The sequence below is a fragment of the Kribbella sp. CA-247076 genome (assembly GCF_050942445.1).
Lineage (GTDB): Bacteria > Actinomycetota > Actinomycetes > Propionibacteriales > Kribbellaceae > Kribbella.
The window spans coordinates 6,532,251-6,558,905 of record NZ_CP192051.1 but is presented as its reverse complement, the minus strand read 5'-3'; the positions used below and the strand labels follow the sequence as shown (position 1 = coordinate 6,558,905).

The window sequence follows — 26,655 nt, the reverse complement described above, 5'->3', positions numbered from 1 at the left end:
CACGGCGTGCCCGCGGTGGCCGCTCCGGTGCAGTCCGACAGGACATACACACCCACTGCCGACCGCTCCCCGCGTGAATCCGCCCCGGAATGGCCGCAAACACCCCACACCTCCTGTCGAACTGCACCACGCGGTCGACTGGAGCGAACTGCGGGGGCTGCGACTCGGCTAGAAGCGGCTTGGGCGGCAGGCTGTTAGAGCTGGTTCGATGGTGCCGTGGAGCAGTTCTTGGGCGATTAGGTGGCCTGTGGTGGGGGCCAGGGCTATGGCTGCGTGCATGACGGCGATGTACAGGCCGGGGGTCTCGGTGGCTGGGCCGATGATGGGTTCGCCGTCGGTGGGCATGGGGCGTTGGCCGACGTGGGTGCTGAGGAGTTCGACGTCGTCGGCGCCGCGGAAGGTGGAGCGGATGGCGGCCAGGGTTTGGTCGGGCGAGTCGGCGGCGGCGATGAGTTGGTCGTCGGCGACCTGGCGGAGGTCGAAGTCCTGAGTGTTGACGAGCGTTCGGACCAGAGCGGCGGGTGCGCGGAAGCGGAAGAGTGTCGCCGGCGAGGGTTCGACCGGGACGCGTACGCCCAGTGGCGCGGCCAGTGCGGCCGTTGCCACTCCGGCCGCGAGCACCACAGTCGCCCCAGCGAGAGGCCCTGCGGCTGTGTCGACTCCGACGGTCCGTCCCTCGGCGTCTCGTCGTACGGCGCTCACCGGGGTGTCCAGCTGGACTTTGGCGCCGTGTTCACGGGCGCCCGCGATCAGGCGTTCGGTCACGCCAACGGGGTCGACGGCGGCGTCGCCGGCTACCCAGACGGCCCAGTCCGGCGGCTGCCGCAGGTTGGGCTCGAGTGCCGCCGCAGTGGCCGCGTCGACGATCTCCTGGCCGGGCTGAACGTCCGGCGCGCTCTCTCCCGCACGCCACGACAGTGATCCGGACCAGGTAATAGGCAGTCCCGGCAGCTCAGCCTCGAGCCGCCGGTACTCGTCTGTCGCCGTTGCCCGCAGACCGGTGGCAGCGGGACCGGCGGGAGGGCTGTTGAGTACGCCGAACGATCCGACCCAGGCGAACGAGTTGGCCGTCACGCCCCCACCGGGCCGCCCGGCGTCGACGAGTGTCACGGCAGCGCCCGCCCGAGCGGCGTGATAGGCCACCGAAGCGCCGACGATGCCGGCGCCGACAACGACGACGTCACTACTCATCAGTGGGCTCGACATCGCGGCGACGCTAGCACCGGTAGCCGCTCCGGCTCTCGTCGTTTTCCGCCCCAGCGCCTGTCAATTGAGTCCAGCTTATCTATTGACGTGCATATACACCATGATACATATTCGATCCTGTGAGCGCCGACGTTGCAGGGAGGCTGGCCGCGTTGGCCGAGCCCAACCGGTTCCGGATCGTGGAGCTGTTGCGTTCCGGGCCGCGGTCCGTCGGCGGGATCGTCACGGCGCTCGGGCTCGCCCAGCCGCAGGTGTCTCGGCATCTGCGCATCCTCGGCGAGGCCGACCTGGTCGAGGCGCACCGGCAGGCGCAGCAGCGGATCTACCGGCTGCGCGCACAGTCCTTCCAGGAGCTCGACGCGTGGTTCGACACGTTCAGCCGCATCTGGGAGGAGCGCATCGACCGCCTCGACGAACTCCTGCGGGAGCCGGACGACGAACGATGATCACGGGCCTCTCCAAGGCCCTCGACACGCTCGGCGACCACGTCGAGCGGTAAGGAGACAGCCATGCCCACCGTCACTTCTGCCGACGGGACCACGATCGCCTACGAGCGCACCGGCAGCGGTCCGGTCGTCGTACTCGTTGGGACCGCGCTGGATGATCGCCACGGCCTCGACGCCATCGCCGGCCTGCTCGCGAGCCGGTGCACGGTCGTCAACTACGACCGGCGCGGACGGGGTGAGAGCGGCGACACCCAGCCCTATACGCCGGCCCGCGAGGTCGAGGACATCGCCGCCCTGCTCGACGAGTTGGGCGAGCCGGTCACGCTGGCCAGCGGCTCCGGCGGTTGCCTGCTCGCGCTGGACGCCGCCACCGCGCTCGGCGAGCGCGTCGCCGGCCTCTTCCTGTACGAGCCGCCGCTCATCGTCGGCCCGGGCCGGCCGGTGCCCACCGACTTCCGCGAGCACGTGGAGGGCCTGCTGCGGGAGGACCGGCGCAGCGAGGCGGTCGAGTACTTCTTCACGCAGGTGGTCGGCGTACCGACGGAGTACGTCGGGCCGATGCAGGCCGACCCGTCCTGGGAGACGATGTGCCGCTACGCCCACACACTGCCGTACGACGCTCAGATCGCGGCCGGCACGCAGGACGGGAAGCCGCTGCCCACCGATCGGTGGAACGTCGCGCGGCCGGTCGAGGTCGTGGTGGGGGAGAACTCGCCGGCGTTCTTCCACGAGGGCGCGCAGGCGCTGGTCGACCTGCTTCCGCAGGCGACGCTGCGGGTGCTGCCCGGGCACGACCACGGCGCGTTCTGGACGGCTTCCGACGTACTGGCCGACCTGGTCGTCGACGCCGTCGCCGTCGCTCGACGTTAGAGCCGGAAGGGCTTGTCGTTGGTGCCGGGGCGGCGTCCGTCGAGGTCGGTGAAGGCGTACTGCCGGCCGAGGTCGGCTGAGCGGACGACCTGGCCGGTGTGGCGGATGACGTCGGGGTCGGCGGCCAGGGCGGCGACGGCGCGGCCTACGAACTGTGGGGATTCGGAGTCGGAGAGGTCGAAGTACTCCGCGGCTCGGAGAACTGACTCGGTGCGGACGAGGCCTGGGTAGAGGGAGACGGCAGCGACGCCGTGGGGACGGAGGTCGTGGGCCATGCAGGCGACCATGCGGTCGGTGGCGGCCTTCGCGACGCCGTACGGAACCCCGGCGTCGTCCTTGCCGGCCGCGTCCGAGGAGACGTTGACGATCAGGCCTGATCCCTGGGCGACCATCGTCGGGGCGGCGGCCGCGCTGGTGACGTAGTGGGCGCGGACGCCGGCCTGGAACATCGCGTCCCAGCGGTCGATCGGGACGGTCCAGAAGCCCTGCTCGAGCCAGAACTCCGTACCGTCCCAGAAGTACTCGTAGCCGCCCCAGACGTTGTTCACGAGTACGTCGAGCCGGCCGGTCTCGGCCGCTACTCGGGCAACGGCCCGCTTCGTCTGCTCGTCGTCGCGATGATCACAGGCGATCGCGACGCCGCGACCGCCGACTGCCGTGACCTCCTCGGCCGTTCCCTGAACCGTGCCGTCCAGCGGCGTCGTCGGCGGACCGCCGACCTCCGTCCGCCCGGTCACGAAGACGGTCGCCCCCTGCTCACCGAGCCCGAGAGCGATCCCCTTCCCGACCCCCCGACTGGCCCCCGTCACCAGCGCAACCTTCCCCGCAAGCAAACCCATCCCCAGAAGCTAACCGCTTCCGTTCTTTAACGCCGCCCCCTGCGCCAAACAGAAACGGCCCCTCCGGGTGGAGGGGCCGTTCGGGGTTGGGTCAGCGGTCGCCCATGGGGACGTACTGGGTGCCGCGTTCGCCGGTGTAGATCTGCTTGGGGCGGGCGATCTTCTGGTCGCCGTCGTTCAGCATCTCGAGCCACTGCGCCAGCCAGCCCGACGTCCGCGGGATGGCGAACAGGACGGTGAACATCTCCGGCGGGAACTGCAGGGCCTCGTAGATCAGGCCGGAGTAGAAGTCGACGTTCGGGTAGAGCTTGCGGGAGACGAAGTACTCGTCCTCCAGGGCGATCTTCTCGAGCTCGACCGCGATCTTCAGCAGCGGGTTGATCCCCGTCACCTCGAAGACGTCGTCGGCGGCCTTCTTGATGATCTTGGCGCGCGGGTCGTAGTTCTTGTAGACCCGGTGGCCGAAGCCCATCAGCCGCTCGTTGCCGTTCTTCACGCCCTCGATGAACGACGGCACGTTCTCCACGCCGCCGATCCGGCGCAGCATCTTCAGCACGGCCTCGTTGGCGCCGCCGTGCAGCGGGCCGTAGAGCGCGCCGATGCCGCCGGCAACGGCCGTGTACGGGTCGACCTGGGTGGAGCCGATCGCCCGGACCGCGTTGGTGGACGCGTTCTGCTCGTGGTCGGCGTGCAGGATGAACAGGATCTCCAGCGCCCGCACGAGCCGGTCGTCGGCGGCGTACTTGGGCTCGCTCATCTTGAACAGCATGGACAGGAAGTTCGCCGAGTAGCTCAGCTCGTTGTCCGGGTAGACGTACGGCTTGCCCTGGGCGTGCCGGAACGCGAACGCACCCAGCGTCGGCATCTTCGCGATCAGCCGCCGGATCTGCAGCGCCCGGGACTCCTCGTCGAAGATGTTGCGCGACTCCGGGTAGAAGGTGGACAGCGCGCCGACCGAAGCCAGCAGCATGCCCATCGGGTGGGCGTCGTACCGGAAGCCCTGCATGAAGGTCTTCAGGTTCTCGTGCACGAACGTGTGATACGTCACGTCGTGGGCCCAGGCCTCGTACTCCGCCTTGTTCGGCAGCTTCCCGTTGACCAGCAGGTAGGCCACCTCGAGGTAGTTCGACTGCTCGGCGAGCTGCTCGATCGGGTACCCGCGGTACTCCAGGATGCCCTTGTCGCCGTCGATGAAGGTGACCGACGAACGGCAGGAGGCGGTGTTCACGAACCCCGGGTCGTAGGTGGCCAGGCCACCGTCGCCGTCGGTTGCACTGATCTGCTTGAGATCGGAGGCACGGATGGTGCCATCGGTGATGGCAAGGTCGAAGTCCTTGCCGGTCCGGTTGTCCCGGACGGTGAGCGACTGATCGGTCACAATGCCCTCTTCGGAAGCTGGCGCCATCGCCTGGTGAGTGAGGGTTATCGTCAGCCGGCGGGACGCGGTTCGGACTGCAATCTTCACCGCTAAACTAGTGCCGTCGGAGTCTCCTTCCAAGCCGGGGGCCCCGACGGGGATCTGCTCGCTTTGACCCGGGGCCGACACCGCCGGTATTCTGGGCTGCTGTTGTGCGTTCCAGGTCCCAGCCCGTCGGCGGACCGCTCGCCGACGTACCAGTTTTGTCAACCTCTGAGAAACGAAGGTCAACGACCGTGCGCACGTACAGCCCGAAGCCTGCTGACGTCACCCGTGAGTGGCACGTGATCGACGCCACCGACGTCACGCTCGGTCGGCTCGCCGTCCAGATCGCCACCCTGCTGCGCGGCAAGCACAAGCCGACGTTCGCACCGCACGTGGACGGCGGTGACTTCGTCGTCGTCGTCAACGCCTCCAAGGTCGCCCTGTCCGGCACCAAGCGGACGGACAAGCTGGCGTACCGCCACTCGGGTCACCCGGGTGGTCTGACGGCCACGCCGATCGGCGAGATCCTCGAGAAGGACCCTCGCAAGGCCGTCGAGAAGGCTGTCTGGGGCATGCTGCCGAAGAACCGCCTGAGCCGGAAGCTGCTCACCAAGCTGAAGGTGTACGCCGGTCCGGAGCACCCGCACACCGCCCAGCAGCCGAAGCCGTTCGAGATCACCCAGATCGCCCAGTAAGCGATCGACGAGTCAGGTAAACGAGGATTCCCAGCGTGAGCGACATCACCACCGAGACCGAAGAGTTCGACCCCGAGGTCCCCATCGACAGCGAGGGCCCGGTCGCCTACACCTCCGAGACGAACCCGACTCCGGAGCAGCGTGCCGAGACGGGTCGGGTCGCGGTGATCAACCCGGCCGGCGCCACCGGTCGCCGCAAGGAGGCCGTCGCCCGCGTCCGCCTCGTGCCGGGCACCGGTCAGTGGACCGTCAACGGCAAGCCGCTCGACGTGTACTTCCCGAACAAGGTGCACCAGCAGCACGTGAACGAGCCGTTCGTCGTCGCGGGCCTCGAGGGCTCGTACGACGTGATCGCCCGGATCAACGGTGGCGGGATCACCGGCCAGGCCGGTGCGCTGCAGCTGGGCGTGGCCCGGTGCCTGAACGAGGCCGACCAGGAGGCGAACCGCCCGGGTCTGAAGAAGGCCGGTCTGCTCACCCGCGACGCGCGGATCAAGGAGCGGAAGAAGGCCGGTCTCAAGAAGGCCCGCAAGGCGCCGCAGTACAGCAAGCGCTGATTATCTGATGGGCCGTTTGTTCGGCACGGACGGAGTCCGTGGCCTGGCGAACGTGGACCTGACCGCGGAGCTGGCGCTCGACCTCTCGGTCGCGGCAGCTCACGTACTCGGCGAGGCCGGTGCCTTCGAAGGGCACCGGCCGCGCGCCGTTGTGGGGCGGGATCCACGCGCCAGTGGTGAGTTCCTGGAAGCCGCCGTGGTGGCCGGTCTGGCCAGCGCAGGCGTCGACGTGGTCCGGCTCGGGGTCCTGCCGACCCCGGCCGTGGCCTACCTGACCGGCTCGACCGGCGCCGACCTCGGCGTGATGCTGTCCGCCAGCCACAACCCGATGCCGGACAACGGCATCAAGTTCCTGGCCCGCGGCGGGATCAAGCTGGACGACGCGATCGAGGACGCGATCGAGGCCCGGATGGGCGAGGAGTGGCAGCGGCCGACCGGTGCCGCCGTCGGCCGCGTGTTCGACGACGGGCAGGGGTTCGAGACGTACGTCTCGCATCTGGTCCGCTCCGCGCCGAACCGGTTCGACGGACTGAAGGTCGTGGTCGACTGCGCGAACGGCGCCGCCTCGCACACCGCGCCGGAGGCTCTGCGCCGGCTCGGCGCCGAGGTGATCACGTACGCCGCCGCCCCCGACGGGCTGAACATCAACCTCGACTGCGGCTCCACGCACATGGAGGGCCTGCAGCGCGAGGTGCTCGGGCACCGGGCCGACGTGGGCATCGCGCTCGACGGTGACGCGGACCGCTGCCTGGCGGTGGACGCGAACGGCGAGCTCGTCGACGGCGACCAGATCCTCGCGGTGCTGGCGATGGCGATGCGGGACAGCGGCCGGTTGTCCAACGACACCGTGGTCGCGACCGTGATGAGCAACCTCGGGTTCGTCCAGGCGATGGTCCGGGAGCGGATCGCGGTCGAGCAGACCAAGGTCGGCGACCGGTACGTGCTGGAGGCCATGAAGGCCGGCGGGCACAAGCTCGGCGGTGAGCAGTCCGGGCACGTGATCCTGTCCGACCACGCCACCACCGGCGACGGCACGCTGACCGCGGTCATGCTGCTCGCCCGGGTCGCCCAGACCGGCAAGACGCTGAGCGACCTGGCCGGCGCGATGACCCGGCTGCCGCAGGTCCTGGTCAACGTGAAGAACGTCGACAAGTCCCGCGCCGGCACCGACCCCGCCGTCCAGTCGGCGGTCGCCGAAGCCACTACCCGCCTCGGCGACACCGGCCGGGTCCTCCTCCGCCCCTCCGGCACGGAGCCCCTGGTCCGCGTCATGGTCGAAGCCGAATCCTCCGACACGGCCCACGACATCGCCCACTCCCTGGCCGACGTAGTAGCCACCTCACTCAAGCTCTGAAGGTCAGGCGCCGCGCTCGGCCGGCAACCGGATGCCGGTTCGTACGGTCCAGTGGCGGCCTGACCTGAGGTGGGCGACGAAGGCCCTTTGCAGGCTGGTGTCCTGGGGAACCCTGGCGAGGTCCTGCTCGGTCAGGTCCCCGGCCGGTGTGTTCAGGTGCAGGCCCAACCGCATCAGCTCGCGATCGGCTTCGCCCGGATCGTCTGGCGGCGGTTCGGGGAGCACGATGAACCGGCGCTGGAAGCGGAGGATGTTCGAGCCCGGGTCGAGGTACTCCGCGAGTTGCGGGTCGAGGAGCCACGACTTGCAGGTGAAGAACGCCACCGGCTCCTCGGGATACCACTGGGCGAAGAGGCGCTCCGCCGCCGCGATCGACTCCTCCGACGCGACCGGGTCCAGTGGCCCGATCGGTGGGATGTGGACCATGAGGCCGAACCCTGCCGGCCCGTCGCCGAGCGCGATGCGGGACCGGGTGAAGCAGTGCCGGCCCATCTCGATGTCGGCGCCTCGGAACCGCAGCGGTGGGCTCCAGAGCGGCATCAGGCCGACTCCGGCTCGTCCGCTCAGATGGCGGTGCGTCGCCATCACGCCGCCGAGCGCTGACGCCGTCGACCTGCTGATCGACTCCGGCACACCACGCCGTGCGTGTACGTCGAGCAGCTGGGGCAATCGGGACAGGAGCGCCCAGGCCTCCACGAACAACCCCACCGGCGACGCCGACTCCGGCATCGCCGGCCACGAGCTGAATCCGTTCGCCTCGATCGGTTGGTCCAGCCCACGATCGAGCTCGCTCGCCCGCTCCTCGAGCACCGCCCACCACTCCGCATCCCGGACCGGATCCGGACGGGCGGCGAGCATCGCGTCGCGGTCCGGTGCCGAGACACCGCAGAACTCGAGCAGCTTCGTGGCCTGGTCGTCGTCAGGAAGCATCATGCCGGCGATCACACCACGGGCCGTGCGGCCGATGCACGACTCAGGAGACGGAGATGTCGACCGAGGGGCGGAGGGTGGCGGCTTCGGTGAGGGCTTGGTGGGTGGGGTTCTCGAGGAAGTTCTTGACCAGGGTGGGGTCGGCGGGGGCGTCCAGGGCGGGGAGGGCGAGCTGCTCGTAGGCGGCCTGGAAGCGGGGGCCCCAGCGGCGGGTGCCCAGGCGGGCCGTGCGGGAGCAGTTGTCGACCATGTAGGCGACGTCACGGGCGTGCATGTACGGGAGGAGTGAGTCGACCGCCTCGATGATCGACTCGTTCACGATCTCCGACCACGCGTGCCCGCGCTCGACGAACTCGTCCACCTGCGCCACCATGGTCGCCACGAACAACCCCGCCGTGACTGGGTCGATCCCGGTAGGCGTGGTACTGCGGCGGGCGTCGGCTTCGGCGGCGTGGGACCACATCGGGCTGGTGCCGATGGGGGTCATCGGACGGGTGGTGAGGCGGCGTTCGGCGAGGATGACACTGCGGAGTTCGGTGCCGTCGGCAACCTCGTCGTAGATCTCCGCGACCAGATCACGGGCCGGTCCGTAGCCGGCGGTGTAGGCCCGGTCGAAGAGGTCCTGGTCGGCGCCGGTCAGCGCGGCCCGGACCGCAGGCAGCCCGGCCGCGGAGATGGTGCGCGCGATCGGCCCGGTGATCGACTCGGTCGAACGCTCGTACGCCGTGACCGGATCCACCCCCTCGATCCGGAAGTGCCGGTAGAGCGCCTCGACCAGCCCATGGACCGCACCGAGCAGGATGGCCCGCTCACCGACGATGTCGGACTTGTACTCGTTCTCCAGCGTGGTCAGGAACGTGTACGGCGACCCGAGTCCCACCGACCAGGCCAGCGCACGATCCGTCGCGTGACCGTCCGGATCCGCGTGGACGGCGATGCTCGCGTTGATCCCGGCGCCGTTCACGGTCGCGCCCTGCTGGTAGAGGCGCCGTACCGAGTCGCCCATGCCCTTGGGGCAGACCGCGATCACCGGATGGCCGGCGGGGAAGTCCTTGCCGACGGCCCGTAGGTGGCCGAGCAGGAAGCCGTGCGACAGGCCGATGGTGGCGCCAGGCTTCAGCACGGCGAAGATCCGGTCGTGCTCGGCGGCCAGCGCTGCGTCGGCGATCAGCAGGATCACCAGGTCGGACGCCGCCGCCACGGCCAGCCAGTCACCCAAGCTGCCGTCGGCCTCGGTGAACCCGTGCGCTCGGGCGTCCTCGACCGACGCGGACCCCGGACGCAGCCCGACGGTCACGGTCACGTCGGTCCCGGCCAGCGAGTCGCGCAGGTTCTGCGCCTGGGCGCGCCCCTGCGGACCCCAGCCGATCACGCCGATCCGCCGTACGCCGTGGAACGCCTCGGAGATCAATGGGAACAGGTCCCGCCCGCCGCGGAGGATGGTCTCCGTTCCTCCCGGAACGGTCATGGTCTCGGTGCGGAAGACCGACGAGGTGAAGGTGCTCATGCCCTTCAGTGAAGGCGGTCTGCGAGTATTGCGGCAAGCGCAACATATGCATCGCACCGTTGCGGGGAGTGGAAGATGGAGCATCGCGAGCTGGAACTGTTCCTGCATCTGGCGCGCACGCTGAACTACGGCCGCACCAGCCTCGAGTGTCACGTCAGCGCGGCCACCTTGACGCGGACGATCCAGCGGCTCGAGGTCCGCGCGGGTGCCCGCCTGCTCGACCGCGGTCCGCGCGGAGTCGCACTCACTCCGGAGGGCCGGCGCTTCACGACGTACGCCGAGCAGGCACTGGCGCTGTGGGCCGACTATCACGCGGGCGACCAGGAAACGGCCGACCTGACGGGCGAGCTGCGCATCTTCGCGACCGTGACGGCGTGCCAGGCGTTGCTGCCCGACCTGCTCGCGCCGCTGCGTGCGGCCCACCCGCAGATCCGGTTGGACGTGCGGACCGGCGACGCGGCGGCGGCGCTGGCGAGACTCGACGAGGGCGAGGTCGACGCGGCCGTGGCCGGGATCCCGAAGCGGCTGCCGCAGACGCTGGTGACGCGTGCGGTGGCCGAGACCGACCTCGTGCTCGTCACCGCGGGCGAGTCGACCGGCCCGTACGTCGTGCCGGCGCGAGGGCTCGTGCGGGAAGCGGCCTTCCGGTGGTTCCGCCGGACCGGCATCAAGCCGGTCATCGCCGCCCAACCGGACGGGCACGAGGCGTTGCTCGCGTTGGTCGCCCTTGGGTGCGGCATCGGGATCGTGCCCCGCCTCGTGCTGGAGTCCTCGCCGGCGGCGGGCCGGCTGACCGAGCTGCCCGCCGAGCTCGAGCCGTTGACGATCGGCCTGTGCGCCCGCCGCGCGGACCTCCGCCGCCCACTGGTCGCCGCACTCTGGGGCCTGACGTGAGCAGCCGGCCTGACGTGAGCACGCGGGCGTGACGTGAGTACGCGCGGAGAAGCCGCAACCCAGGGCTTCTCCGCGCGTACCGGTTTCCGGGTACCGGATTACCCGGAGCTTCGGGCCTCCAGACCGACCACCTTGAGAACGTCGGGCCAGGCCTTGAGGGCCGCCTGCAGAGCGGGATCCTGGACGGTCTCGAGCGCCTCCTGATAGGCGGTCTCGAGTACGTCGGCGATCGTCACCGGCAACCCGGTCGAGGCGGACCGTACGGCGGCCTCGACCATGGCGACGCTGACGACGTTGGCGTGCACTTCGGATTGCGGGATTGTCGACGATCGGACCGCGTCGACGAACTCCACCAGCGAGCCCGCGATCTCCTCCGGGTCGTCCGTCATGACCGCCGGCAACGCCTCACCGGACGCGAGCTCGGCGACCGGCGCGTTCGCCCCGTCCCACGTCGCCGTACCGCCGGACGCGCTCGCGCGCCAGCGGCCGTTCCAGGACGTCTCCAGACCGGGGGCGCACCAGCTGCCGGTGAAGGCGAACCGCGTCCCGTCGGCGAACCGGAAGATCGCGGACGCGGCCGCGTTGCCGTCGAACCAGCTCCAGTCCGGGTTGTACGACTCGCAGTACACCGACACCGGCTCGGACCCGATCAGTTTCCGGGCCAGGTCGAACTGGTGGATCGCCATGTCGACCAACAACGGCTCGGCCATCCGATCGCGGAAACCGCCGAAGTGCGGCGCCTTGAAGAACTCGCACGACAGCGACCCGATCGGGCCGAGCTCGGCGAGTTGCCGGCCGAAGGCGTCGACGGCCCGGAAGTACCGCCGGGACTGCGACACCATCAGCAGCTGCCCGCTCACCTCGGCGGCCGCCACCATCAGCAGGCACTCACGCACCGACTCGGCCAACGGCTTCTCGCATAGCACGGGAAGCCCACGCAGCAAGGCGTCCACGCTCACGGTGGGGTGCGCCACCGGCACGGTCACGTCGACGACCGCGTCGGCCGCGATCCCCAGCTCCTCGAGCGATGCCGCCACCGGCACGTCGCCGTACCCGTGCTCGTCGGCAGCCGTCCGGGCCAGCGGTACGTCGAGATCGACCAAGCCGGCCAGGTCGACATCAGGATTGTCGGCAATCGTACGAAGCCACGCGCGACCCATGCCACCGGCACCGACCTGGACGATGCGCAGCGGGTCAGGCATCCGCCGGCTCCTCGATCGGGCCGGTGTAGCCGTGACCGTTGAAGAAGTCCTCGGTCTCGTACCGCAGCAACGTCGGCACCGCGCGCTCGGGCCGGTCCGACCGGACCCAGGCGACCCCGTTCGCGATCACCTTGCGGACGTCCTGGTGGTGGTAGACCGGGTAGTCCTGGTCACCCGGCGAGAAGTAGAAGATCTTCCCGTGGCCGCGGCGGAACGTGCAGCCGGACCGGAACACCTCGCCGCCGCTGAACGACGAGACGAAGACCAGGTCGTCCGGCACCGGGATGTCGAAGAACTCGCCGTACATCTCCTGCTGCTCGATGATGATCGGGTGCGGCACGCCCTGGGCGATCGGGTGGGTCGGGTTCACCGTCCAGACCAACTCCCGGTCCCGCTCACTGCGCCAGCGGAGCGTGCACGACGTCCCCATCAGCTTGCCGAAGATCTTCGACCAGTGGCCGGAGTGCAGCACGACCAGGCCCATCCCGGACAGCACGTGCTGGTAGACCCGTTCGACCACCTTGTCCTCGACCTCGCCGTGGGCGGCGTGACCCCACCACACCAGGACGTCGGTCTCCGCCAGCACCTCCTCGGTGAGTCCGTGCTCGGGTTCGTCGAGCGTGGTGGTTGAGACCTCGGCCTCGAGGTTCTCGCGGATCCCGGCGGCGATGGTCTCGTGCATGCCGTCGGGGTAGATCTCCCGGACGTGCGGCTCGACCTGCTCGTGCCGGTTCTCGCCCCAGACGAGTACGCGAATCGTCATCAGTGTCAGTCCTTCGAAGAGGGGTTACTTGACGGCTCCGCCGATGGCACCGGCGGCGATGTACTTCTGCGCGGCGACCAGCAGCACGATGGCCGGGATCGCCGAGAGCACCGCGGTCGCCATCACCGCGTTCCAGTTCTGTACCTGGGTGCCGAGGTACTGGTAGATCCCCAGCGTCACCGGCCGGACGCCGCCCTTGGTGGTCAGCGTGAGCGCGAACAGGAAGTCGCTCCAGGAGAACAGGAAGCTGAACAGGCCCGCGGTGATCAGCGAGTTCTTGCTGATCGGCAGCACGATCGCGACGAACGCCCGGAACAGCCCGGCCCCGTCGACCCGCGCGGCCTCCACCAGCGACGGCGGCAGCGAGAGCATGAACGAGCGCAGGATCAGGATCGCGAACGGGATGCCGCTGCTGCAGTTGGCCACGATCAGGCCCGGGATCGAGTTCAGCAGCCCGAGCCGTTCGTACGCCGTGTAGAGCGCGTTGGCGATCACGATGCCCGGGATCATCTGCGAGATCAGGATCGCCAGCAGCCCGACCGACACCCAGCGGGACCGGAACTGCGAGAGCGCGTACGCGCACGGGGTGGCGATCGCCAGGCTGAGCACCACGGTGCCGGCCGCGATGATCATGCTGGTGACCAGGTTGTCGCCCTGCTCGCTGAGCGCCCGCCGGTAGCCGGCGAAGGTCGGATCCAAGGGCAGGAAGCCGGCGGTGAGGGTGTTGCCGGATGGTTGCAGTGACGCGTTCAGCATCCAGTAGACGGGGAAGAGCATCACGGCCAGGATCAGGATGCCCACCACGGTGTAGCCCGTACGTCGCATGCTGTCCTCCCTACTCGTCGACGGCGCGGCGGGTGCTGCGCAGGTAGAAGATCGCGAACACGAACGAGATCACGATCAGGATGTTGCTCAGCGCCGCGCCCTCGCCGAACTTGAAGTCGATGAACGACCGCTCGTACGACTGGGTCGCCAGCGTCTGGGTGGCGTTGGCCGGACCGCCGCCGGTGAGGCCGAGGATGATGTCCAGCACCTTGATCGTGTAGACCACCCCGAGCATCAGCAGCACGCTCGCGACCGCGCGCAGGTTCGGCCAGGTGATGTACCAGAACGCCCGCCACCCGGTCGCGCCGTCCAGTTGGCCGGCCTCGTAGAGCTCGTCCGGGATCTCGGCCAGGCCGGAGTACAGCAGGGTGACGTTGAACGGGATGCCGATCCAGATGTTCACGCCGATCACCGCGATCAGCGCGACCGACGGCGAGTTCAGCCACGGCACCGGGTCGTCGATCACGCCAAGGCCGGTCAGCGTGCGGTTGAGGATGCCGCTGTCCTGCTCGAGGATCGACCGCCAGGTCGCGCTGGAGACGATCAGCGGCAGCAGCCACGGCAGCAGGAGCAACGACCGCAGTACGCCGCTGAGCGGGAAGCGCCGGTGGAAGAACAGCGCCAGCCCGAGCCCGATGACGAACTGGAAGGCGATCGACCCGATCGTGAACAGCGCCGTGTTCACCATCGCCTGCGAGAACAGGTTGTCGGTCACCACCGTGGTGTAGTTCTTCAGCCCGACCCACGGCGCGTCCCCGGTGAAGAAGGTCCGCAGGCCGTAGTCCTGCAGGCTCATCAGCAGGTTCTTCACCACCGGGTAGCCGAACAGCGCCACCATCGCCAGCGCGGCCGGCAGCACGAACAGGACCTTGGTCAGGTCCTCACCCCGGTGGCGCCGGCCACGGGACCTGCGAGCAGGCTCCGGACCGGTCGCCTCCGTCGTCGGCGTGAGGGTTGCCTGGGCCATCGCGATCAGCCGCCGGAAGCCTGCTTGAAGGCGTCCTGGGCCGGGGCCTTGCCGGTGAGCGCCAGCTGGATCGCCTGGTAGATCACCTTGGCGGCCTCCGGCCACTTGTCGCCCAGCTTGCCGGTCCGGGCCCGGGCGGTCCGGACCTGCTCGGTGAAGGCCTTCATCGACGGCACTTCCTGGACGTACTGGTCGAGCAGCGCGGTCTTGGTCGGGATGGTGAACCGGGCCTTCGCCCAGGCCAGCTCGTTCTCGTCCGAGTTCAGGCACTTCACGAAGTCGGCGGCCTTCTGCTGCTTGGCCTGGTCCTCGTTCAGCGGGACCGTCCAGGCCTCGCCGCCGAGCGGCGCGACCGGGGTCTGGTCCGGCTTGTTCAGCGGGAACGTGACCACGTCCCATTTCACGTTCGGGGTCTTCTGCAGCGCCGGGATCTGCCAGGGACCGTTCACCATCATCGCGGCCTTGCCCGCCACGAACTGGTCCTTCACGTCACCCTGGGTCCAGTTGATCACGCTCTTCGACGCCGACCCGGACTGCACGAGATCCACCCACAACTGCAGGGCCTCGGACACCTGCGGGCTGGTCAGGTCGGTCTCGTCGCCGCCGTTGGTCCACATCGCCGGCAGGAACTGCCACGAGCCCTCGTACGTCGCGTTGGCGTTGAAGGCCATCCCGTAGCGGCCAGGCCTGGTCAGCTTCTTGGCCGCGGCCTTCAGCTCGTCCCACGTCTTCGGCGGCTGCACACCGGCCTCGGCCAGCATGTCCTTGTTGTAGAACAGCGCGATCGTGTTCGTCACCGGCGCCAGTCCGTAGAGCTTCCCGTCGTACGACGTCGCGTCGACCATGCCCTGGATGACGCCGTCGCCACTCAGGCCCAGGTCGTTCAGCGGCGCCAGCGCGCCGGTCGCGGCGATCTGCTGCACGTCCGGGTTGTCCAGCATCAGCACGTCGGGCAGCGTCTTCGACGAGGCCTGCTGCAGGACCTTCTGGATCAAGGTGTCACCAGGCACCGTCTCCCGCTGGATGGTGACGCCCAGTTGGCTCGCACAGGAGTCGAGGCCCTTCTGGACGAGTGACTTGTCGGGGTCGTTGTTGTAGTAGTCCAGGACGGTCAGGCTCTTGACGGTGTCGCCGGACGAGGACGACCCGGAATCGCCACCGTCGCCACCACAGGCGGCCAGCACGAGCGACAGGGTCGTCGCACCCGCCAGCGCAGCGGTGATCCGCTTGCTGATCATGAGTTGCGCTCCTTCGGAGGATGGGCCGGGGACCGCTGGGGACGCGTTGATCAAAACGCTTAACCGCGGGCCGCCGATGAGTGCCGTTCACTTGTGGGCTGGTCGGTAAACCGCTTAACTGAGGTGTCCAAGGACTATGTTCCTTGGGTCACACCGGTGTCAAGAGTTCAGACCGGGTCGGTGGGGTGGGGAAGGAATCTCTTGAGAGGTCGACTTCGATGGTGAACATGCGGGACGTCGCGGATCGCGCGGGCGTGTCGATCGCGACCGTCTCCTTCGTGCTGAACGGCACCAAGCCGGTCACCGCCGCCACCCGGGCGCGGGTCGAGCAGTCGATGGCCGACCTCGGGTACCGCCGCAACATGGTCGCCCGGGCGCTGGCCAGCCGGCGGACGCACATCATCGCGATGGCGTACCCGGCGCTGGAGCACAAGTTCGGGATGTCGACCGCTGAGTTCTTCACCAGCGCGGCCGAGGCGGCCCGCAAGGAGGACTACCACCTGGTGCTCTGGCCGGTCGGCAACGACGGCGTCGAGCTGCGGGAGTTGCTCGGCCAGGGGCTGGTCGACGGTGTCGTCCTGATGGAGGTCCAGCTCGACGATCCCCGGGTCGGCATCCTGCGGCAGACCGGTACGCCGTTCGCGATGATCGGCCGGACCTCGGACCTCGAGGGTCTGGCGCACGTGGACATCGACTTCGACGCGACCGTCGAGGAGGCGGTCGGGCACCTGTACGAGCTCGGCCACCGGCGGATGGTGCTCGTCTCCGGCGACCTCGACGACCCGCGCTTCCACGCCTACGGGCCCTGGGTCCGCACCGAGGACGCGTACCGTCGCGTCACCGCGGAGTACGGACTGGAGACCGTCGTACTGCCGTGCTCGGACACGACCCGCGCCGGTCAGGACGTGACCGAACGGCTGGTCCGCGAGCATCCCGGGACGACCGCGATCCTGGTCCTGAACGAGTACGCCGCGCTCGGCGTCGTCTCCGCCCTGAACCGGATGGGCCGCGCGGTGCCGGACGACTTCTCCGTCCTGCCGCTGCTGATGGTGCCCGAGACCGCGGTGCTCACCGATCCCGAGCTCACGATCATGCGAACCCCGGGCCCCGAGCTCGGCCAGCTGGGCACCGAGGCGCTCATCCGGCAGTTGGAGGGCGCCGACCCGCTGCCGCCGCAGATGGTCCCGGCCAAGCTGCAACCGGGCGGCACGACGGCCGCGCCCCGCGCCTGAGGCGCCGACTACGCAACGTCAGTTAGTAGTTTCCCCTTGACCCGCTGTGGCCGTGTGGGTAACTTTCGCGTCGCGGGGGCGCGCCTGTAATTCAATAACTTGTAGGGGGTCTGTCATGTCCGCCTTGCGCCGATGGAGTCTCGCCGGCCTTGCCCTCGCCACCGCCGTTTCCGGAGTGGGGGTCGGTTCCGCGGCCGGCACTCCGCCGCCCGAACCGCCCACCTCGGCCGCCGCCCTCGGCCGGACGATCCAGACGATGTCGCTGGAGGAGAAGGTCGGGCAGATGTTCGTGCTGTTCGCCTATGGCCCGGACGCGCACAAGCCCGACCCGCGCAACACCACCCTGTACGGCGTCGCCACGCCGGCCGAGGTGGTCGCGAAGTACCACCCGGGCGGCTGGATCTACTTCAACGGCCGCGGCAACGTGGAGAACCCGACCCAGGTGGCCACGCTCTCGAACCAGCTCCAGTCCGCCGCGACGAGCACCGGCCTGCGGGTCCCGCTGACGATCGCGACCGACCAGGAGCAGGGGGTGGTGGTCCGGATCGGACCGCCCGCCACGCAGTTCGGCGGCAACATGGCCCACGGCGCGACCCGGAACACCGCGGACGCCCGGACCGCGGCGGGCATCACCGGCCGCGAGCTGAAGGCGATGGGCATCCGGCAGGACTACGCGCCGGTCGCCGACGTGAACGTGAACGCGCTCAACCCGGTGATCGGCGTCCGGTCGTTCTCCAGCGACCCGAAGCTGGTCGCCGACCTGACCGCCGCGCAGGTCCAGGGTTTCCAGCGCGACGCCGGCATCACGGCCACCGCGAAGCACTTCCCCGGCCACGGGGACACCGTCGACGACAGCCACACCGCGCTGCCGACGATCAACCACACCCTCGAGCAGTGGAACGCGATCGACGCGCCGCCGTTCAAGGCCGCGATCAAGGCCGGGATCGACTCGATCATGACCGCGCACATCGTGGTCCCGTCGCTGGACCCGTCCGGGGACCCGGCGACGCTGAGCAAGCCGATCCTGACCGGCGTGCTGCGCAAGCAGCTCGGCTTCAAGGGCGTGATCGTCACCGACGGGCTGGAGATGGCCGCGGTCCGCCAGCAGTACGGCGACGCCGAGGTGGCCGTCCGGGCGATCGAGGCCGGTGCGGACCAGTTGCTGCTGCCGCCGGCGCCCGACGTCCAGTTCAACGCCGTCCTGGACGCCGTCCGCTCGGGCCGGATCAGCGAGCAGCGGATCAACGAGAGCCTGTTGCGGATCCTGCTGATGAAGCTGAAGAACGGCGTCCTGTTCAACCCGTACGTCGACCCGGCGAAGGTGGCCACCAAGGTCGGAACGCCGGCCAGCCTGGCGACCGCGCAGCGGATCGTCGACAAGAGCGTCACGCTGGTCAAGAACGACGCGAACACGCTGCCGCTGACCGCCGACCCGCGGAAGATCCTGGTCACCGGCTGGGGAGTCAGTACGACGCAGTCGCTGGCCGCCGCCCTGACCAAGCGCGGGGCCACCACCACGGTCGCGCAGACCGGCGCGGCACCGTCCGACGCGGCCATCGCCGACGCGGTCGCCAAGGCCCAGCAGAACGACGTGACCGTCGTCCTGACGCAGAAGGCGTGGGACACGAAAGTCACCGACAAGCTCGCGAAGCAGCAGAAGCTGGTGAAGGACCTGCTCGCGACCGGCCGGACCGTGATCGTGGTGGCCGTGCGGGATCCGTACGACATCGCGTACTTCGACGCCGCCCCGACGTACCTGGCCACGTACGGTTACGCCGCGGTCTCGATGGAGTCACTGGCCAAGACGCTCTACGGTGAGATCAAGCCGACCGGAAAGCTGCCCGTCGACATCCCCGTCGCCGGCCAGCCGGACACCGCCCTCTATCCCTTCGGCCACGGAATGACCTGGTGACCATGGACTTCACCCGACGACAGACCCTCGGCCTCGCGGCGGCAGCAGTCGCCGGTACGACGATCGCGGGTACGACGACCGCTCACGCGGGCTCCGACCGCTGGGTCCGCGACACGCTCCGGCGGATGACGCTGGAGCAGAAGGTCGGCCAGCTCTTCGTCTGCTACGCGTACGGCGCGACCGCGGACACGGCCGACCCGCGCAACACCACGCTGTACGGCGTGGCGACACCGGCCGAGGTGGTCCGCAAGTTCAACCTCGGCGGCGTCATCTACTTCGCCTGGACCGATTCGACCAAGGACCCGCAGCAGATCGCCCGCCTGTCCAACGGCCTGCAGAGCGCGGCCGTCGGCAGCACCGGGATCCCGCTGCAGATCAGCACCGACCAGGAGTACGGCGTGGTGTTCCGGGTCGGACCGCCCGCCACGCAGTTCCCGGGCGCGATGGCGCTCGGGGCGACGCGCTCGTCGCAGTACGCCCGGCTCGCGGCCGGGATCGGTGGCCGGGAGCTCCGCGCGGTCGGCGTGACCACCGACTTCGCGCCGGTGGCCGACGTCAACGTCAACCCGCTGAACCCGGTGATCGGCGTCCGCTCGTTCTCCTCCGACCCCGGGCTGGTCGCCGACCTGACCGCCGAGCAGGTCAAGGGCTACCAGCGCGACGGCCGGATCGTGTCGACCGCGAAGCACTTCCCGGGGCACGGTGACACCCGGGACGACAGCCACACCTCGCTGCCGACGATCGACCACACCCTCGAGGAGTGGAACACGATCGACGCGCCGCCGTTCCGCGCGGCGATCCGGGCCGGCATCGAGTCGATCATGACCGCGCACATCGTGGTCCCGTCGCTGGATCCGTCCGGCGACCCGGCCACATTGAGCCGGCCGATCATGACCGGCATCCTGCGCGAGCGGCTGCGCTTCGACGGCGTCGTGATCACCGACTCGCTCGGCATGGCGGGCGTCCGGGAGAAGTACGGCGACGCCGAGATCCCGCTGCGGGCGATCGAGGCCGGGGTCGACCAACTGCTGATGCCGGCCAAGCCCGAAGTGGCGTACAACTCGGTCCTCGACGCCGTCCGCGGTGGCCGGATCAGCGAGGAGCGGATCGACCAGAGCGTCGAGCGGATCCTCAAGCTCAAGGTGAGCACCGGCGTCGTCGACCGCCCGTACGTCGACCTGAGCCGGGTCGCGAAGGTGGTCGGTACACCGGCCAACTACGCGGCCGCGCAGCGGATCGCCGACCGCAGTACGACCCTGCTGAAGAACGACGCCGGCCTGGTCCCGCTGTCCCCGGCGCCGCGGAAGATCCTGGTCGCCGGGTACACCCCGGCCGTCCTCGCGACCGCGCTGCAGGGCCGGGGCGCGACGACGATCGTGAAGGACACCGGCGCGACGCCGACCGACGCGAAGATCGACGACGCGGTCGCGGCGTCCGCCGACGCCGACCTCACCGTGGTCCTGACGATGAAGGCGTGGGACACCACCGTCACCGACAAGCAGGCCAAGCAGCAGAAGCTCGTCAACACCTTGCTCGCCACCGGCCGGCCCGTCATCGTGGTCGCCGTCCGGGACCCGTACGACGTCGCGTACTTCCCGTCGGCGCAGACCACGCTGACCACCTACGGCTACGCGGCCGTGTCGATGGAGGCGCTGGCCAAGGTCCTGTACGGCGAGCTCGCGCCGGCCGGGAAGCTGCCGGTCGCGATCCCGGCACAGCCGGACCCGGCCCAGACGCTGTACCCGTACGGCCACGGGCTCACCTTCGACGCCCGCGACACCCGGCTGACCGTTGCCGCGTACAACATCCATGCCGGTGCGGGGTCGGACAACGTGTTCGACCTGGAGCGGACCGCGCAGGCGTTGAAGGCGCTGGATGCCGACGTCATCGGGCTGCAGGAGGTCGACGTCCACTGGTCCGCGCGCAGTGAGTGGCGCAACACGCTCGCCGAGCTGGCCGCGAAGCTCGGCATGTACGCCGGGTTCGCGCCGATCTACGACTTGGACCCGGTCGAGGCCGGGCAACCACGCCGGCAGTACGGCGTCGGCGTACTGTCGCGCTTCCCGCTGGTGCGGACCGAGAACCACCCGATCACCCGGCTGTCCACGCAGGACCCGAACCCGGTGCCCGCGCCGGCGCCAGGCTTCCTGGAGGCCGAGATCGACGTCCGCAGCCGCCGGGTGCACGTGTACTCCACGCACCTGGACTACCGGGCCGATCCGTCGGTCCGGCAGGCCCAGGTCGCCGACACCATGAAGATCCTCGCGCGGGACCGCCGGAAGGACCTGCAGATCCTCACCGGCGACTTCAACGCCGAGGCGAACGCCCCAGAGCTGGCCAAGTTGTGGACCCGGCTCACCGACACCTGGACGGCGGCCGCCACCACGGCCGGCGGCCCGAACACCTATCCGGCGGTCGGCCCGGTCAAGCGGATCGACTTCGTCACCGTCGGCGCGGGCTTCCGCGTCCGGCATGCCTCTGTTCCTCCCGAGCAAGCGGCCAGTGACCATCGCCCCGTGGTGGCCGACCTGTACTTCCGCCCGTAACGCCCCTGCCGAAGGAGATTCTGATGAAGCGCCGCAGTTTGCTCGCGGGCGCCGGTGCCCTGGCCGCCGCCCCCATGATCGACGTCCAGGCGGCCCACGCCGGCAGGCCCAGCCACCGCCGGACGATGACCGGAGCCGAGGTGCTGGCCGCCGACGACTGGCGGGCGCTGGCCGGCCAGAAGGTCGGCGTGATCAGCAACCCGACCGGGATCCTGCCCGACCTGCGGCACATCGTCGACGTCATGCACGCGTCCCGCAAGGTCAACGTGGTCGCGGTGTTCGGACCCGAGCACGGCTTCCGCGGCAGCGCCCAGGCCGGCGGTTCCGAGGGTGACCACATCGACCCGCGCACCGGGATCATGGTCTACGACGCGTACGGCGCGAACGCGGCCAAGCTCGTCGAGCTCTACACCAAGTCCGGGGTGGAGACGGTCGTCTTCGACATCCAGGACGTCGGCGCCCGGTTCTACACCTACATCTGGACGATGTACGAGGCGATGATCGCGGCCACCCGGACCGGCGCGAAGTTCGTTGTACTCGACCGGCCGAACCCGATCGGCGGGTACGCGCGCGGCCCGATGCTCAAGCCCGGGTACACCTCGGGCGTGGGCAAGGAGGAGATCATCCAGCAGCACGGTATGACCGTGGGTGAGCTGGCCCGGCTGTTCAACGCGGAGTACCTGCCGCTGGACGCCGAGGGCAAGCGGCTGAAGGAGCTCCAGGTCATCCAGCTGAAGAACTGGCGGCGCGAGCAGCTGTACGAGGAGACCGGCCTGCCCTGGGTGATGCCGAGCCCGAACATGCCGACCCCGGACACCGCGCTGGTCTACCCGGGCACGTGCCTGTTCGAGGCGACCAACTTCTCCGAGGGACGCGGTACGACGCGGCCGTTCGAGCTGATCGGCGCGCCGTACATCGACTACAAGTGGGCCGAGGCGCTGCAGGCGAAGAACATCCCGGGGGTCGACTTCCGGGAGGCGTACTTCACGCCGTTCATCAGCAAGAACGTGAACGTGCTGTGCGGCGGCGTCCAGGTGCAGATCACCGACCCGCACAAGGTGGAGGCGATCACCGCCGCGACGCACATGATCGTCGAGGCCCGGCGGCTCTACCCGGAGTTCGCCTGGCGCGCCGAGAACCCGCCCGGCCGATGGATCGACCTGCTCACCGGGTCCGACCGGTTCCGGACGATGCTGACCGCGAACGCCACCGCGGAGCAGATCGTCGCGGCCTGGAAGTCCGAGACCGACGCCTGGACCCGGCGCCGGGCGAAGTACCTGCTGTACAAGGGAGCGCACCGGTGAGACGTGTCCTCGGAATCGCGGTAGTCTCCACCCTCATGCTCGCCATGTCCACCCCGGCGGTTGCCAACGGCAACAGGTCCGGCCGGTTCGACCGACCGTACGACGGCTACGCACCGAAGACGACTCTCTTGCGCGAATCCACCCCGGCGAAGGCCGGTCTCGACCCTGCCCCGATCACCGCCGCCCTGGCCCAGGTCGACGGCTGGACCCGCCCGGCCGGTACGACGAAACCCCTGTACGCCGGCGCGGTCACGCTGCTCGGCCACGACGGGAAGATCGTCACCCGGACGGCGACCGGGATGGCGCTGAAGTACGCCGACGGCGACGGCACCGAGCTGCCCGCCGACCAGCAGATCCCGATGCGCACCGACACCATCTTCGACATGGCGTCGGTGTCCAAGTTGTTCACCTCGGTCGTGGTGATGCAGCTGATCGAGAAGGGCAAGGTCGGCCTGGACTCGCCGATCGCGCAGTACGTGCCCGAGTTCGCGGCGAACGGCAAGGAGGCCGTCACCGTCCGGCAGGCGCTCACGCACACGAGCGGCTTCCCGTCCTGGCTGCCGCTGTGGAGCACCGGAAAGGACCCGGCCGAGCGTCTGCAGTTGGCACTGACCGCCAAGCTGCAGAACCCGCCGGGGACGAAGTACCTCTACAGCGACCTGAACCTGATCGCCCTCGGCGAGCTGGCGCACCGGGTGACCGGCAAGACGCTCGACAAGCTGGTTGCCGACGGCATCACCAAGCCGCTGCGGATGCGTGACACCGGCTACAACCCGGACCCGCGGAAGAAGCAGCGGATCGCCGCCACCGAGTTCCAGGCGACGCCGCCGCGCGGGATGGTCTGGGGTTCGGTGCACGACGAGAACGCCTGGTCGCTGGACGGCGTGGCCGGCCATGCCGGCGTGTTCAGCACCGCGGACGACCTGGCGATCCTGGCCCAGACGCTGCTCAACGGCGGCAGCTACCGCGGCGCCCGGATCCTCAAGGAATCCTCGGTGACCGCGATGATCACCAACTTCAACGGCGCGTTCCCGGGCAACGACCACGGGCTCGGCTTCGAGCTGAACCAGCGCTGGTACATGGGCGGCCTGTCCGGTCCGCGCACGGCCGGCCACACCGGGTACACCGGCACGTCGCTGGTGATCGACTTCGACTCCCGCTCGTTCGCGATCCTGCTGACCAACCGGGTCCACCCGAGCCGCAACTGGGGCAGCAACAACCCGGCGCGGCGGGCGGTCGCGCAGGGTCTCGCCCTCGCGCTCGGCGTCGGACCACGGCACGGCAAGGACTCCTGGTTCTCCGGGACGACCGACGGCGCGACCACGACCCTCGCGGTGCCGGTCGCCGTACCGGCCACCGGGGCGAAGCTGTCGTTCGACCTGTTCGTGGACACCGAGGAGACGGACCTGCTGTACCTGGAGTCCTCGACCGACGGGACGACCTGGTCCCAGGTGCCGTTCACCGTGCTGGACCGGGGATCCGTGATCGACACCGACGGGACGATCAGCGGCTCCGGCGACCGGCACTGGCACCAGGTGTTCGCCGATCTCGCGCCCGGTGACCAGACGCTCCGCTGGCGTTACACCTCCGACGCGCTCTACCAGGGCCGCGGCGTGTACGTCGACGGTGTGAAGATCACGAGCAGGAGTGGTGTTCTTCTCGACGGAGAACGAACGCCTGAATCATTTACCGCAACGGGTTGGAGACTTTCGCGTCGGTGACACCACTCGGTGGTAAGTCGCCGTACCGTGCTGTCATGAACTCAGTTTCCTCTCCAGAACCCACGGGGCCGCTGCTGGTCCGGGTCCGCGCGGTGATGCCCGCGCTGGCCCCGGCCGAGCAGCGGGTGGCGAACGCGGTCCTCGCGGACCCGGGCGGAGTGGCGGCGATGACGATCTCCGAACTGGCCGAGGTGGCGTCCACCTCGGAGACCACGGTCATCCGGTTCTGCAAGCAGATCGGCGTCCCCGGCTACCCGCAGCTCCGCCTCCAGTTGGCGGCCCAGTCGGCGCAGGAGAGCGTCCGGCCCGAGGTCGGCGGTGACATCGAGCCCGGTGACTCGCTGGCGGACGTGGTCGGCAAGGTCGCGTTCGCCGACGAGCGGGCGGTCCGCGAGACCGCCCAGCAGGTCGACGTCGACAGCCTGGCGAAGGTGGTCGACGCGGTCGTGAACGCGCCGCGGGTGGACCTGTACGGCTTCGGGGCGAGCGCCTTCGTGGCGCTCGACCTGCAGCAGAAGCTGCACCGGATCCGCCGGGTCGCGTTCGCCTGGTCCGACGTCCACGTGGCGCTGCCGAGCGCGGCGCTGCTCGGCGACGGCGACGTCGCGATCGGGATCTCCCACACGGGGACGACGGTGGAGGTCGTCGAGGCGCTCGAGGAGGCGGCCAAGCACGGCGCCACCACGGTGGCCGTGACCAACTTCCCGCGGTCCCCGCTGGCCCGGACGGCGGATCTCGTGCTGACCACGGCCGCGCGTGAGACGACGTACCGCTCCGGGGCGATGTCGAGCCGGATCGCGCAACTGACGGTGATCGACTGCCTGTTCATCGGGGTCGCACAGAAGGTGCTTCCGGACGCCCGGAAGGCGCTCGAGGAGACCGCGAGCTCGGTCCGCGGGCACCGGCTGAAGGGGTCGGAGTAGGCCGGTACGGTCTGTCAACGATCAACGGAATTGAAAATCCTTCAGTAGGAAACTAACATCGACGCTGTGACCACGCCGACCGAGCAGCGCAACCCCAGGACGCTCGCCATCGATGCGGTGGGCACGACCGAGATCCTCCGGATGGTGAACGCCGAGGACGCCCGGGTCGCCGGCGCGGTCGGTGTCGTCGTCCCCGAGCTGGCCCGCGCCGTGGATGCCGCCGTCGAGGCGGTCCGCGGCGGCGGCCGGGTGCACTACTTCGGCGCCGGTACGTCGGGCCGCCTGGCCGTGCTGGACGCGGCCGAGCTGCTGCCGACGTTCCACGCGCCCGAGGGCCTGGTGGTCGCCCACCATGCCGGCGGCATGGAGGCGCTGCTCCGCGCGGTCGAGAACGTCGAGGACTCCGAGGACGGCGGCGCGGCCGACGCGGCCACGGTCACCGGCCAGGACCTCGTCATCGGCCTCGCCGCTTCCGGGAGCACGCCGTACGTCGCCGGCGCCCTGAAGGCCGCCCGCGCGGCCGGGGCGACCACCGTCCTGGTCACCTCCAACCCCGCGGCCCCGCTGGCGCCGCTGGCCGACATCGTGATCGCCGCGGACACCGGGCCCGAGGTCATCGCCGGCTCCACCCGGCTCAAGGCCGGCACCGCGCAGAAGATGATCCTGAACGCGTTCTCCACCACGCTGATGATCAAGCTCGGCCGCACCTGGTCCAACCTGATGGTCGACCTGGTCGCCACCAACAAGAAACTCCGCGGCCGCATGCTCCGCATCCTCGCCGAAGCCACCGGCGCCGACCCGGCCTCCTGCGAGTCCGCCCTCGCCGACGCCGACGGTGAACTCAAGCCGGCCCTCGTCCACCTCCTCACCGGCTCCCCCATCCCCGAGGCCCGAGCCGCCCTCGAAGCCGCCCACGGCCGAGTAGCCACCGCCCTGACCACCCTCGGCGCCCCGGCCTGATCCAAACGCCCCAAGCCACCGCGCTCGCGGCGGGCGAGCGCGCCTCCGGGGAAGCGCGCCTGGGGCGGTGAAGGACACCGCCGCGCGGCGCCTGCGTGTCGACGCCCTCGGAGCGGCCGCTCACCGGCAGCAGGCGTCCCCGTGGTTGCGCGACGGACTGTGCGGGCGGGTGCGGGCGGGTGTGGGCGTCGGGGGTGTGAACAGGACGTGGTGGGGGTGGACACGTTATTTCGTGTTCAAGGGGACCGGAGGGTGTGGCAGCGCCCCAGAGTTGGCACGCCTGGTGGTGGAGGCCGGTGGGTGTCGGTGGTGGAGGTGCGGTGGTTGGGGTGGGGTACTGGGCGGATATTTCTGGTCGGGCG

Annotated in this window: 23 protein-coding genes; 13 read left to right on the top strand and 10 right to left on the bottom strand. The window is 69.6% G+C overall.

The window, feature by feature from the left end; all coding sequences use genetic code 11:
- Window positions 1–168: 168 nt before the first annotated feature.
- Window positions 169–1,206 carry an NAD(P)/FAD-dependent oxidoreductase gene (locus ACQPYZ_RS31105; RefSeq protein WP_433162364.1) on the bottom strand — a complete coding sequence of 346 codons (1,038 nt, stop codon included), beginning with the start codon at window positions 1,204–1,206 and terminating at the stop codon, window positions 169–171.
- Between the two features lie 119 nt (window positions 1,207–1,325).
- Here ACQPYZ_RS31105 and ACQPYZ_RS31100 point away from each other — a divergent pair, with 119 nt between their 5' ends.
- The gene (locus tag ACQPYZ_RS31100; protein ID WP_433162362.1) at window positions 1,326–1,652 is read left to right on the top strand and encodes an ArsR/SmtB family transcription factor; all 327 of its coding nucleotides are present in this window, start codon (window positions 1,326–1,328) and stop codon (window positions 1,650–1,652) included.
- Window positions 1,653–1,715: 63 nt separating this feature from the next.
- Window positions 1,716–2,522 (top strand): alpha/beta fold hydrolase, encoded by an 807-nt coding sequence (locus ACQPYZ_RS31095; protein ID WP_433162360.1) that lies wholly within the window; start codon window positions 1,716–1,718, stop codon window positions 2,520–2,522.
- Here the strand turns inward: ACQPYZ_RS31095 and ACQPYZ_RS31090 are convergent.
- The gene (locus tag ACQPYZ_RS31090) at window positions 2,519–3,331 is read right to left on the bottom strand and encodes an SDR family NAD(P)-dependent oxidoreductase (RefSeq protein WP_433162358.1); all 813 of its coding nucleotides are present in this window, start codon (window positions 3,329–3,331) and stop codon (window positions 2,519–2,521) included. The two genes, ACQPYZ_RS31095 and ACQPYZ_RS31090, sit on opposite strands and share 4 nt — an antisense overlap.
- Window positions 3,332–3,452: 121 nt before the next feature.
- Entirely contained in the window at window positions 3,453–4,739 is a 1,287-nt protein-coding gene (locus tag ACQPYZ_RS31085) for a citrate synthase (protein ID WP_433162355.1), read from the bottom strand.
- A gap of 275 nt (window positions 4,740–5,014) precedes the next feature.
- Here ACQPYZ_RS31085 and rplM point away from each other — a divergent pair, with 275 nt between their 5' ends.
- Genes rplM through glmM form a run of 3 tightly spaced genes read left to right on the top strand, consistent with a single transcriptional unit; the run spans window position 5,015 to window position 7,369 of the window.
- Entirely contained in the window at window positions 5,015–5,458 is a 444-nt protein-coding gene (rplM, locus tag ACQPYZ_RS31080) for a 50S ribosomal protein L13 (RefSeq protein ID WP_132318789.1), read from the top strand.
- Between the two features lie 35 nt (window positions 5,459–5,493).
- The gene (gene rpsI / locus ACQPYZ_RS31075) at window positions 5,494–6,015 is read left to right on the top strand and encodes a 30S ribosomal protein S9 (RefSeq protein WP_433162353.1); all 522 of its coding nucleotides are present in this window, start codon (window positions 5,494–5,496) and stop codon (window positions 6,013–6,015) included.
- A gap of 7 nt (window positions 6,016–6,022) precedes the next feature.
- Window positions 6,023–7,369 carry a phosphoglucosamine mutase gene (glmM, locus tag ACQPYZ_RS31070; RefSeq protein ID WP_433162351.1) on the top strand — a complete coding sequence of 449 codons (1,347 nt, stop codon included), beginning with the start codon at window positions 6,023–6,025 and terminating at the stop codon, window positions 7,367–7,369.
- 3 nt (window positions 7,370–7,372) lie between these two features.
- On the opposite strand, the gene ACQPYZ_RS31065 is transcribed toward glmM, so the two are convergent.
- Both ACQPYZ_RS31065 and ACQPYZ_RS31060 read right to left on the bottom strand, forming a co-directional pair.
- Window positions 7,373–8,302: an acyltransferase domain-containing protein gene (locus tag ACQPYZ_RS31065; protein ID WP_433162350.1), complete on the bottom strand. Its 930-nt coding sequence runs from the start codon at window positions 8,300–8,302 to the stop codon at window positions 7,373–7,375.
- Between the two features lie 40 nt (window positions 8,303–8,342).
- On the bottom strand, window positions 8,343–9,806 hold the full coding sequence (locus ACQPYZ_RS31060; protein ID WP_433162348.1) for a ketol-acid reductoisomerase: 1,464 nt from the start codon (window positions 9,804–9,806) through the stop codon (window positions 8,343–8,345).
- 75 nt (window positions 9,807–9,881) lie between these two features.
- Here ACQPYZ_RS31060 and ilvY point away from each other — a divergent pair, with 75 nt between their 5' ends.
- Window positions 9,882–10,700 (top strand): HTH-type transcriptional activator IlvY, encoded by an 819-nt coding sequence (gene ilvY / locus ACQPYZ_RS31055; protein WP_433162345.1) that lies wholly within the window; start codon window positions 9,882–9,884, stop codon window positions 10,698–10,700.
- 98 nt (window positions 10,701–10,798) lie between these two features.
- Here the strand turns inward: ilvY and ACQPYZ_RS31050 are convergent, their stop codons facing one another.
- The 5 genes from ACQPYZ_RS31050 to ACQPYZ_RS31030 are packed head-to-tail and all read right to left on the bottom strand — an operon-like array spanning window position 10,799 to window position 15,695.
- A complete protein-coding gene (locus ACQPYZ_RS31050; RefSeq protein WP_433162344.1) occupies window positions 10,799–11,902 on the bottom strand; it encodes a Gfo/Idh/MocA family protein in 1,104 nt (367 codons plus the stop codon).
- Window positions 11,895–12,665 (bottom strand): ThuA domain-containing protein, encoded by a 771-nt coding sequence (locus ACQPYZ_RS31045; protein ID WP_433162343.1) that lies wholly within the window; start codon window positions 12,663–12,665, stop codon window positions 11,895–11,897. Before ACQPYZ_RS31045 ends, ACQPYZ_RS31050 begins: the two co-directional genes overlap by 8 nt.
- A gap of 24 nt (window positions 12,666–12,689) precedes the next feature.
- Window positions 12,690–13,490: a carbohydrate ABC transporter permease gene (locus ACQPYZ_RS31040; RefSeq protein WP_433162342.1), complete on the bottom strand. Its 801-nt coding sequence runs from the start codon at window positions 13,488–13,490 to the stop codon at window positions 12,690–12,692.
- Window positions 13,491–13,500: 10 nt separating this feature from the next.
- Window positions 13,501–14,457, bottom strand: coding sequence for a carbohydrate ABC transporter permease (locus tag ACQPYZ_RS31035; RefSeq protein ID WP_433162341.1), 957 nt, complete (start codon window positions 14,455–14,457; stop codon window positions 13,501–13,503).
- A 5-nt stretch (window positions 14,458–14,462) separates the two neighbouring features.
- Entirely contained in the window at window positions 14,463–15,695 is a 1,233-nt protein-coding gene (locus ACQPYZ_RS31030) for a sugar ABC transporter substrate-binding protein (protein WP_433162339.1), read from the bottom strand.
- A 218-nt stretch (window positions 15,696–15,913) separates the two neighbouring features.
- Here ACQPYZ_RS31030 and ACQPYZ_RS31025 point away from each other — a divergent pair, with 218 nt between their 5' ends.
- From ACQPYZ_RS31025 to murQ, 7 genes are all read left to right on the top strand, one after another.
- A complete protein-coding gene (locus ACQPYZ_RS31025) occupies window positions 15,914–16,927 on the top strand; it encodes a LacI family DNA-binding transcriptional regulator (protein ID WP_433162338.1) in 1,014 nt (337 codons plus the stop codon).
- Between the two features lie 115 nt (window positions 16,928–17,042).
- The gene (locus tag ACQPYZ_RS31020; RefSeq protein WP_433162336.1) at window positions 17,043–18,839 is read left to right on the top strand and encodes a glycoside hydrolase family 3 protein; all 1,797 of its coding nucleotides are present in this window, start codon (window positions 17,043–17,045) and stop codon (window positions 18,837–18,839) included.
- A 2-nt stretch (window positions 18,840–18,841) separates the two neighbouring features.
- Complete coding sequence (locus tag ACQPYZ_RS31015) at window positions 18,842–21,385, top strand: glycoside hydrolase family 3 N-terminal domain-containing protein (protein WP_433162335.1); 2,544 nt, start codon at window positions 18,842–18,844, stop codon at window positions 21,383–21,385.
- A 23-nt stretch (window positions 21,386–21,408) separates the two neighbouring features.
- Window positions 21,409–22,689 carry an exo-beta-N-acetylmuramidase NamZ family protein gene (locus ACQPYZ_RS31010; RefSeq protein ID WP_433162334.1) on the top strand — a complete coding sequence of 427 codons (1,281 nt, stop codon included), beginning with the start codon at window positions 21,409–21,411 and terminating at the stop codon, window positions 22,687–22,689.
- On the top strand, window positions 22,686–24,410 hold the full coding sequence (locus ACQPYZ_RS31005) for a serine hydrolase (protein WP_433162332.1): 1,725 nt from the start codon (window positions 22,686–22,688) through the stop codon (window positions 24,408–24,410). Before ACQPYZ_RS31010 ends, ACQPYZ_RS31005 begins: the two co-directional genes overlap by 4 nt.
- 35 nt (window positions 24,411–24,445) lie before the next feature.
- Window positions 24,446–25,333 (top strand): MurR/RpiR family transcriptional regulator, encoded by an 888-nt coding sequence (locus ACQPYZ_RS31000; RefSeq protein ID WP_433162331.1) that lies wholly within the window; start codon window positions 24,446–24,448, stop codon window positions 25,331–25,333.
- Window positions 25,334–25,399: 66 nt separating this feature from the next.
- Window positions 25,400–26,293 carry an N-acetylmuramic acid 6-phosphate etherase gene (gene murQ, locus ACQPYZ_RS30995; RefSeq protein ID WP_433162329.1) on the top strand — a complete coding sequence of 298 codons (894 nt, stop codon included), beginning with the start codon at window positions 25,400–25,402 and terminating at the stop codon, window positions 26,291–26,293.
- Window positions 26,294–26,655 lie beyond the last annotated feature (362 nt).

Excerpts from the sequence above, each read along its gene's own strand:
- ACQPYZ_RS31105 (WP_433162364.1), bottom strand. The coding sequence starts at position 1,206 with ATGTCGAGCCCACTGATGAGTAGTGACGTCGTCGTTGTCGGCGCCGGC.
- ACQPYZ_RS31095 (WP_433162360.1), top strand. The coding sequence starts at position 1,716 with ATGCCCACCGTCACTTCTGCCGACGGGACCACGATCGCCTACGAGCGC.
- glmM (WP_433162351.1), top strand. The coding sequence starts at position 6,023 with ATGGGCCGTTTGTTCGGCACGGACGGAGTCCGTGGCCTGGCGAACGTG.
- ACQPYZ_RS31065 (WP_433162350.1), bottom strand. The coding sequence starts at position 8,302 with ATGATGCTTCCTGACGACGACCAGGCCACGAAGCTGCTCGAGTTCTGC.
- ACQPYZ_RS31060 (WP_433162348.1), bottom strand. The coding sequence starts at position 9,806 with ATGAGCACCTTCACCTCGTCGGTCTTCCGCACCGAGACCATGACCGTT.
- ilvY (WP_433162345.1), top strand. The coding sequence starts at position 9,882 with ATGGAGCATCGCGAGCTGGAACTGTTCCTGCATCTGGCGCGCACGCTG.
- ACQPYZ_RS31050 (WP_433162344.1), bottom strand. The coding sequence starts at position 11,902 with ATGCCTGACCCGCTGCGCATCGTCCAGGTCGGTGCCGGTGGCATGGGT.
- ACQPYZ_RS31045 (WP_433162343.1), bottom strand. The coding sequence starts at position 12,665 with ATGACGATTCGCGTACTCGTCTGGGGCGAGAACCGGCACGAGCAGGTC.
- ACQPYZ_RS31040 (WP_433162342.1), bottom strand. The coding sequence starts at position 13,490 with ATGCGACGTACGGGCTACACCGTGGTGGGCATCCTGATCCTGGCCGTG.
- ACQPYZ_RS31035 (WP_433162341.1), bottom strand. The coding sequence starts at position 14,457 with ATGGCCCAGGCAACCCTCACGCCGACGACGGAGGCGACCGGTCCGGAG.
- ACQPYZ_RS31030 (WP_433162339.1), bottom strand. The coding sequence starts at position 15,695 with ATGATCAGCAAGCGGATCACCGCTGCGCTGGCGGGTGCGACGACCCTG.
- ACQPYZ_RS31025 (WP_433162338.1), top strand. The coding sequence starts at position 15,914 with ATGGTGAACATGCGGGACGTCGCGGATCGCGCGGGCGTGTCGATCGCG.
- ACQPYZ_RS31020 (WP_433162336.1), top strand. The coding sequence starts at position 17,043 with ATGTCCGCCTTGCGCCGATGGAGTCTCGCCGGCCTTGCCCTCGCCACC.
- ACQPYZ_RS31015 (WP_433162335.1), top strand. The coding sequence starts at position 18,842 with ATGGACTTCACCCGACGACAGACCCTCGGCCTCGCGGCGGCAGCAGTC.
- ACQPYZ_RS31010 (WP_433162334.1), top strand. The coding sequence starts at position 21,409 with ATGAAGCGCCGCAGTTTGCTCGCGGGCGCCGGTGCCCTGGCCGCCGCC.
- ACQPYZ_RS31000 (WP_433162331.1), top strand. The coding sequence starts at position 24,446 with ATGAACTCAGTTTCCTCTCCAGAACCCACGGGGCCGCTGCTGGTCCGG.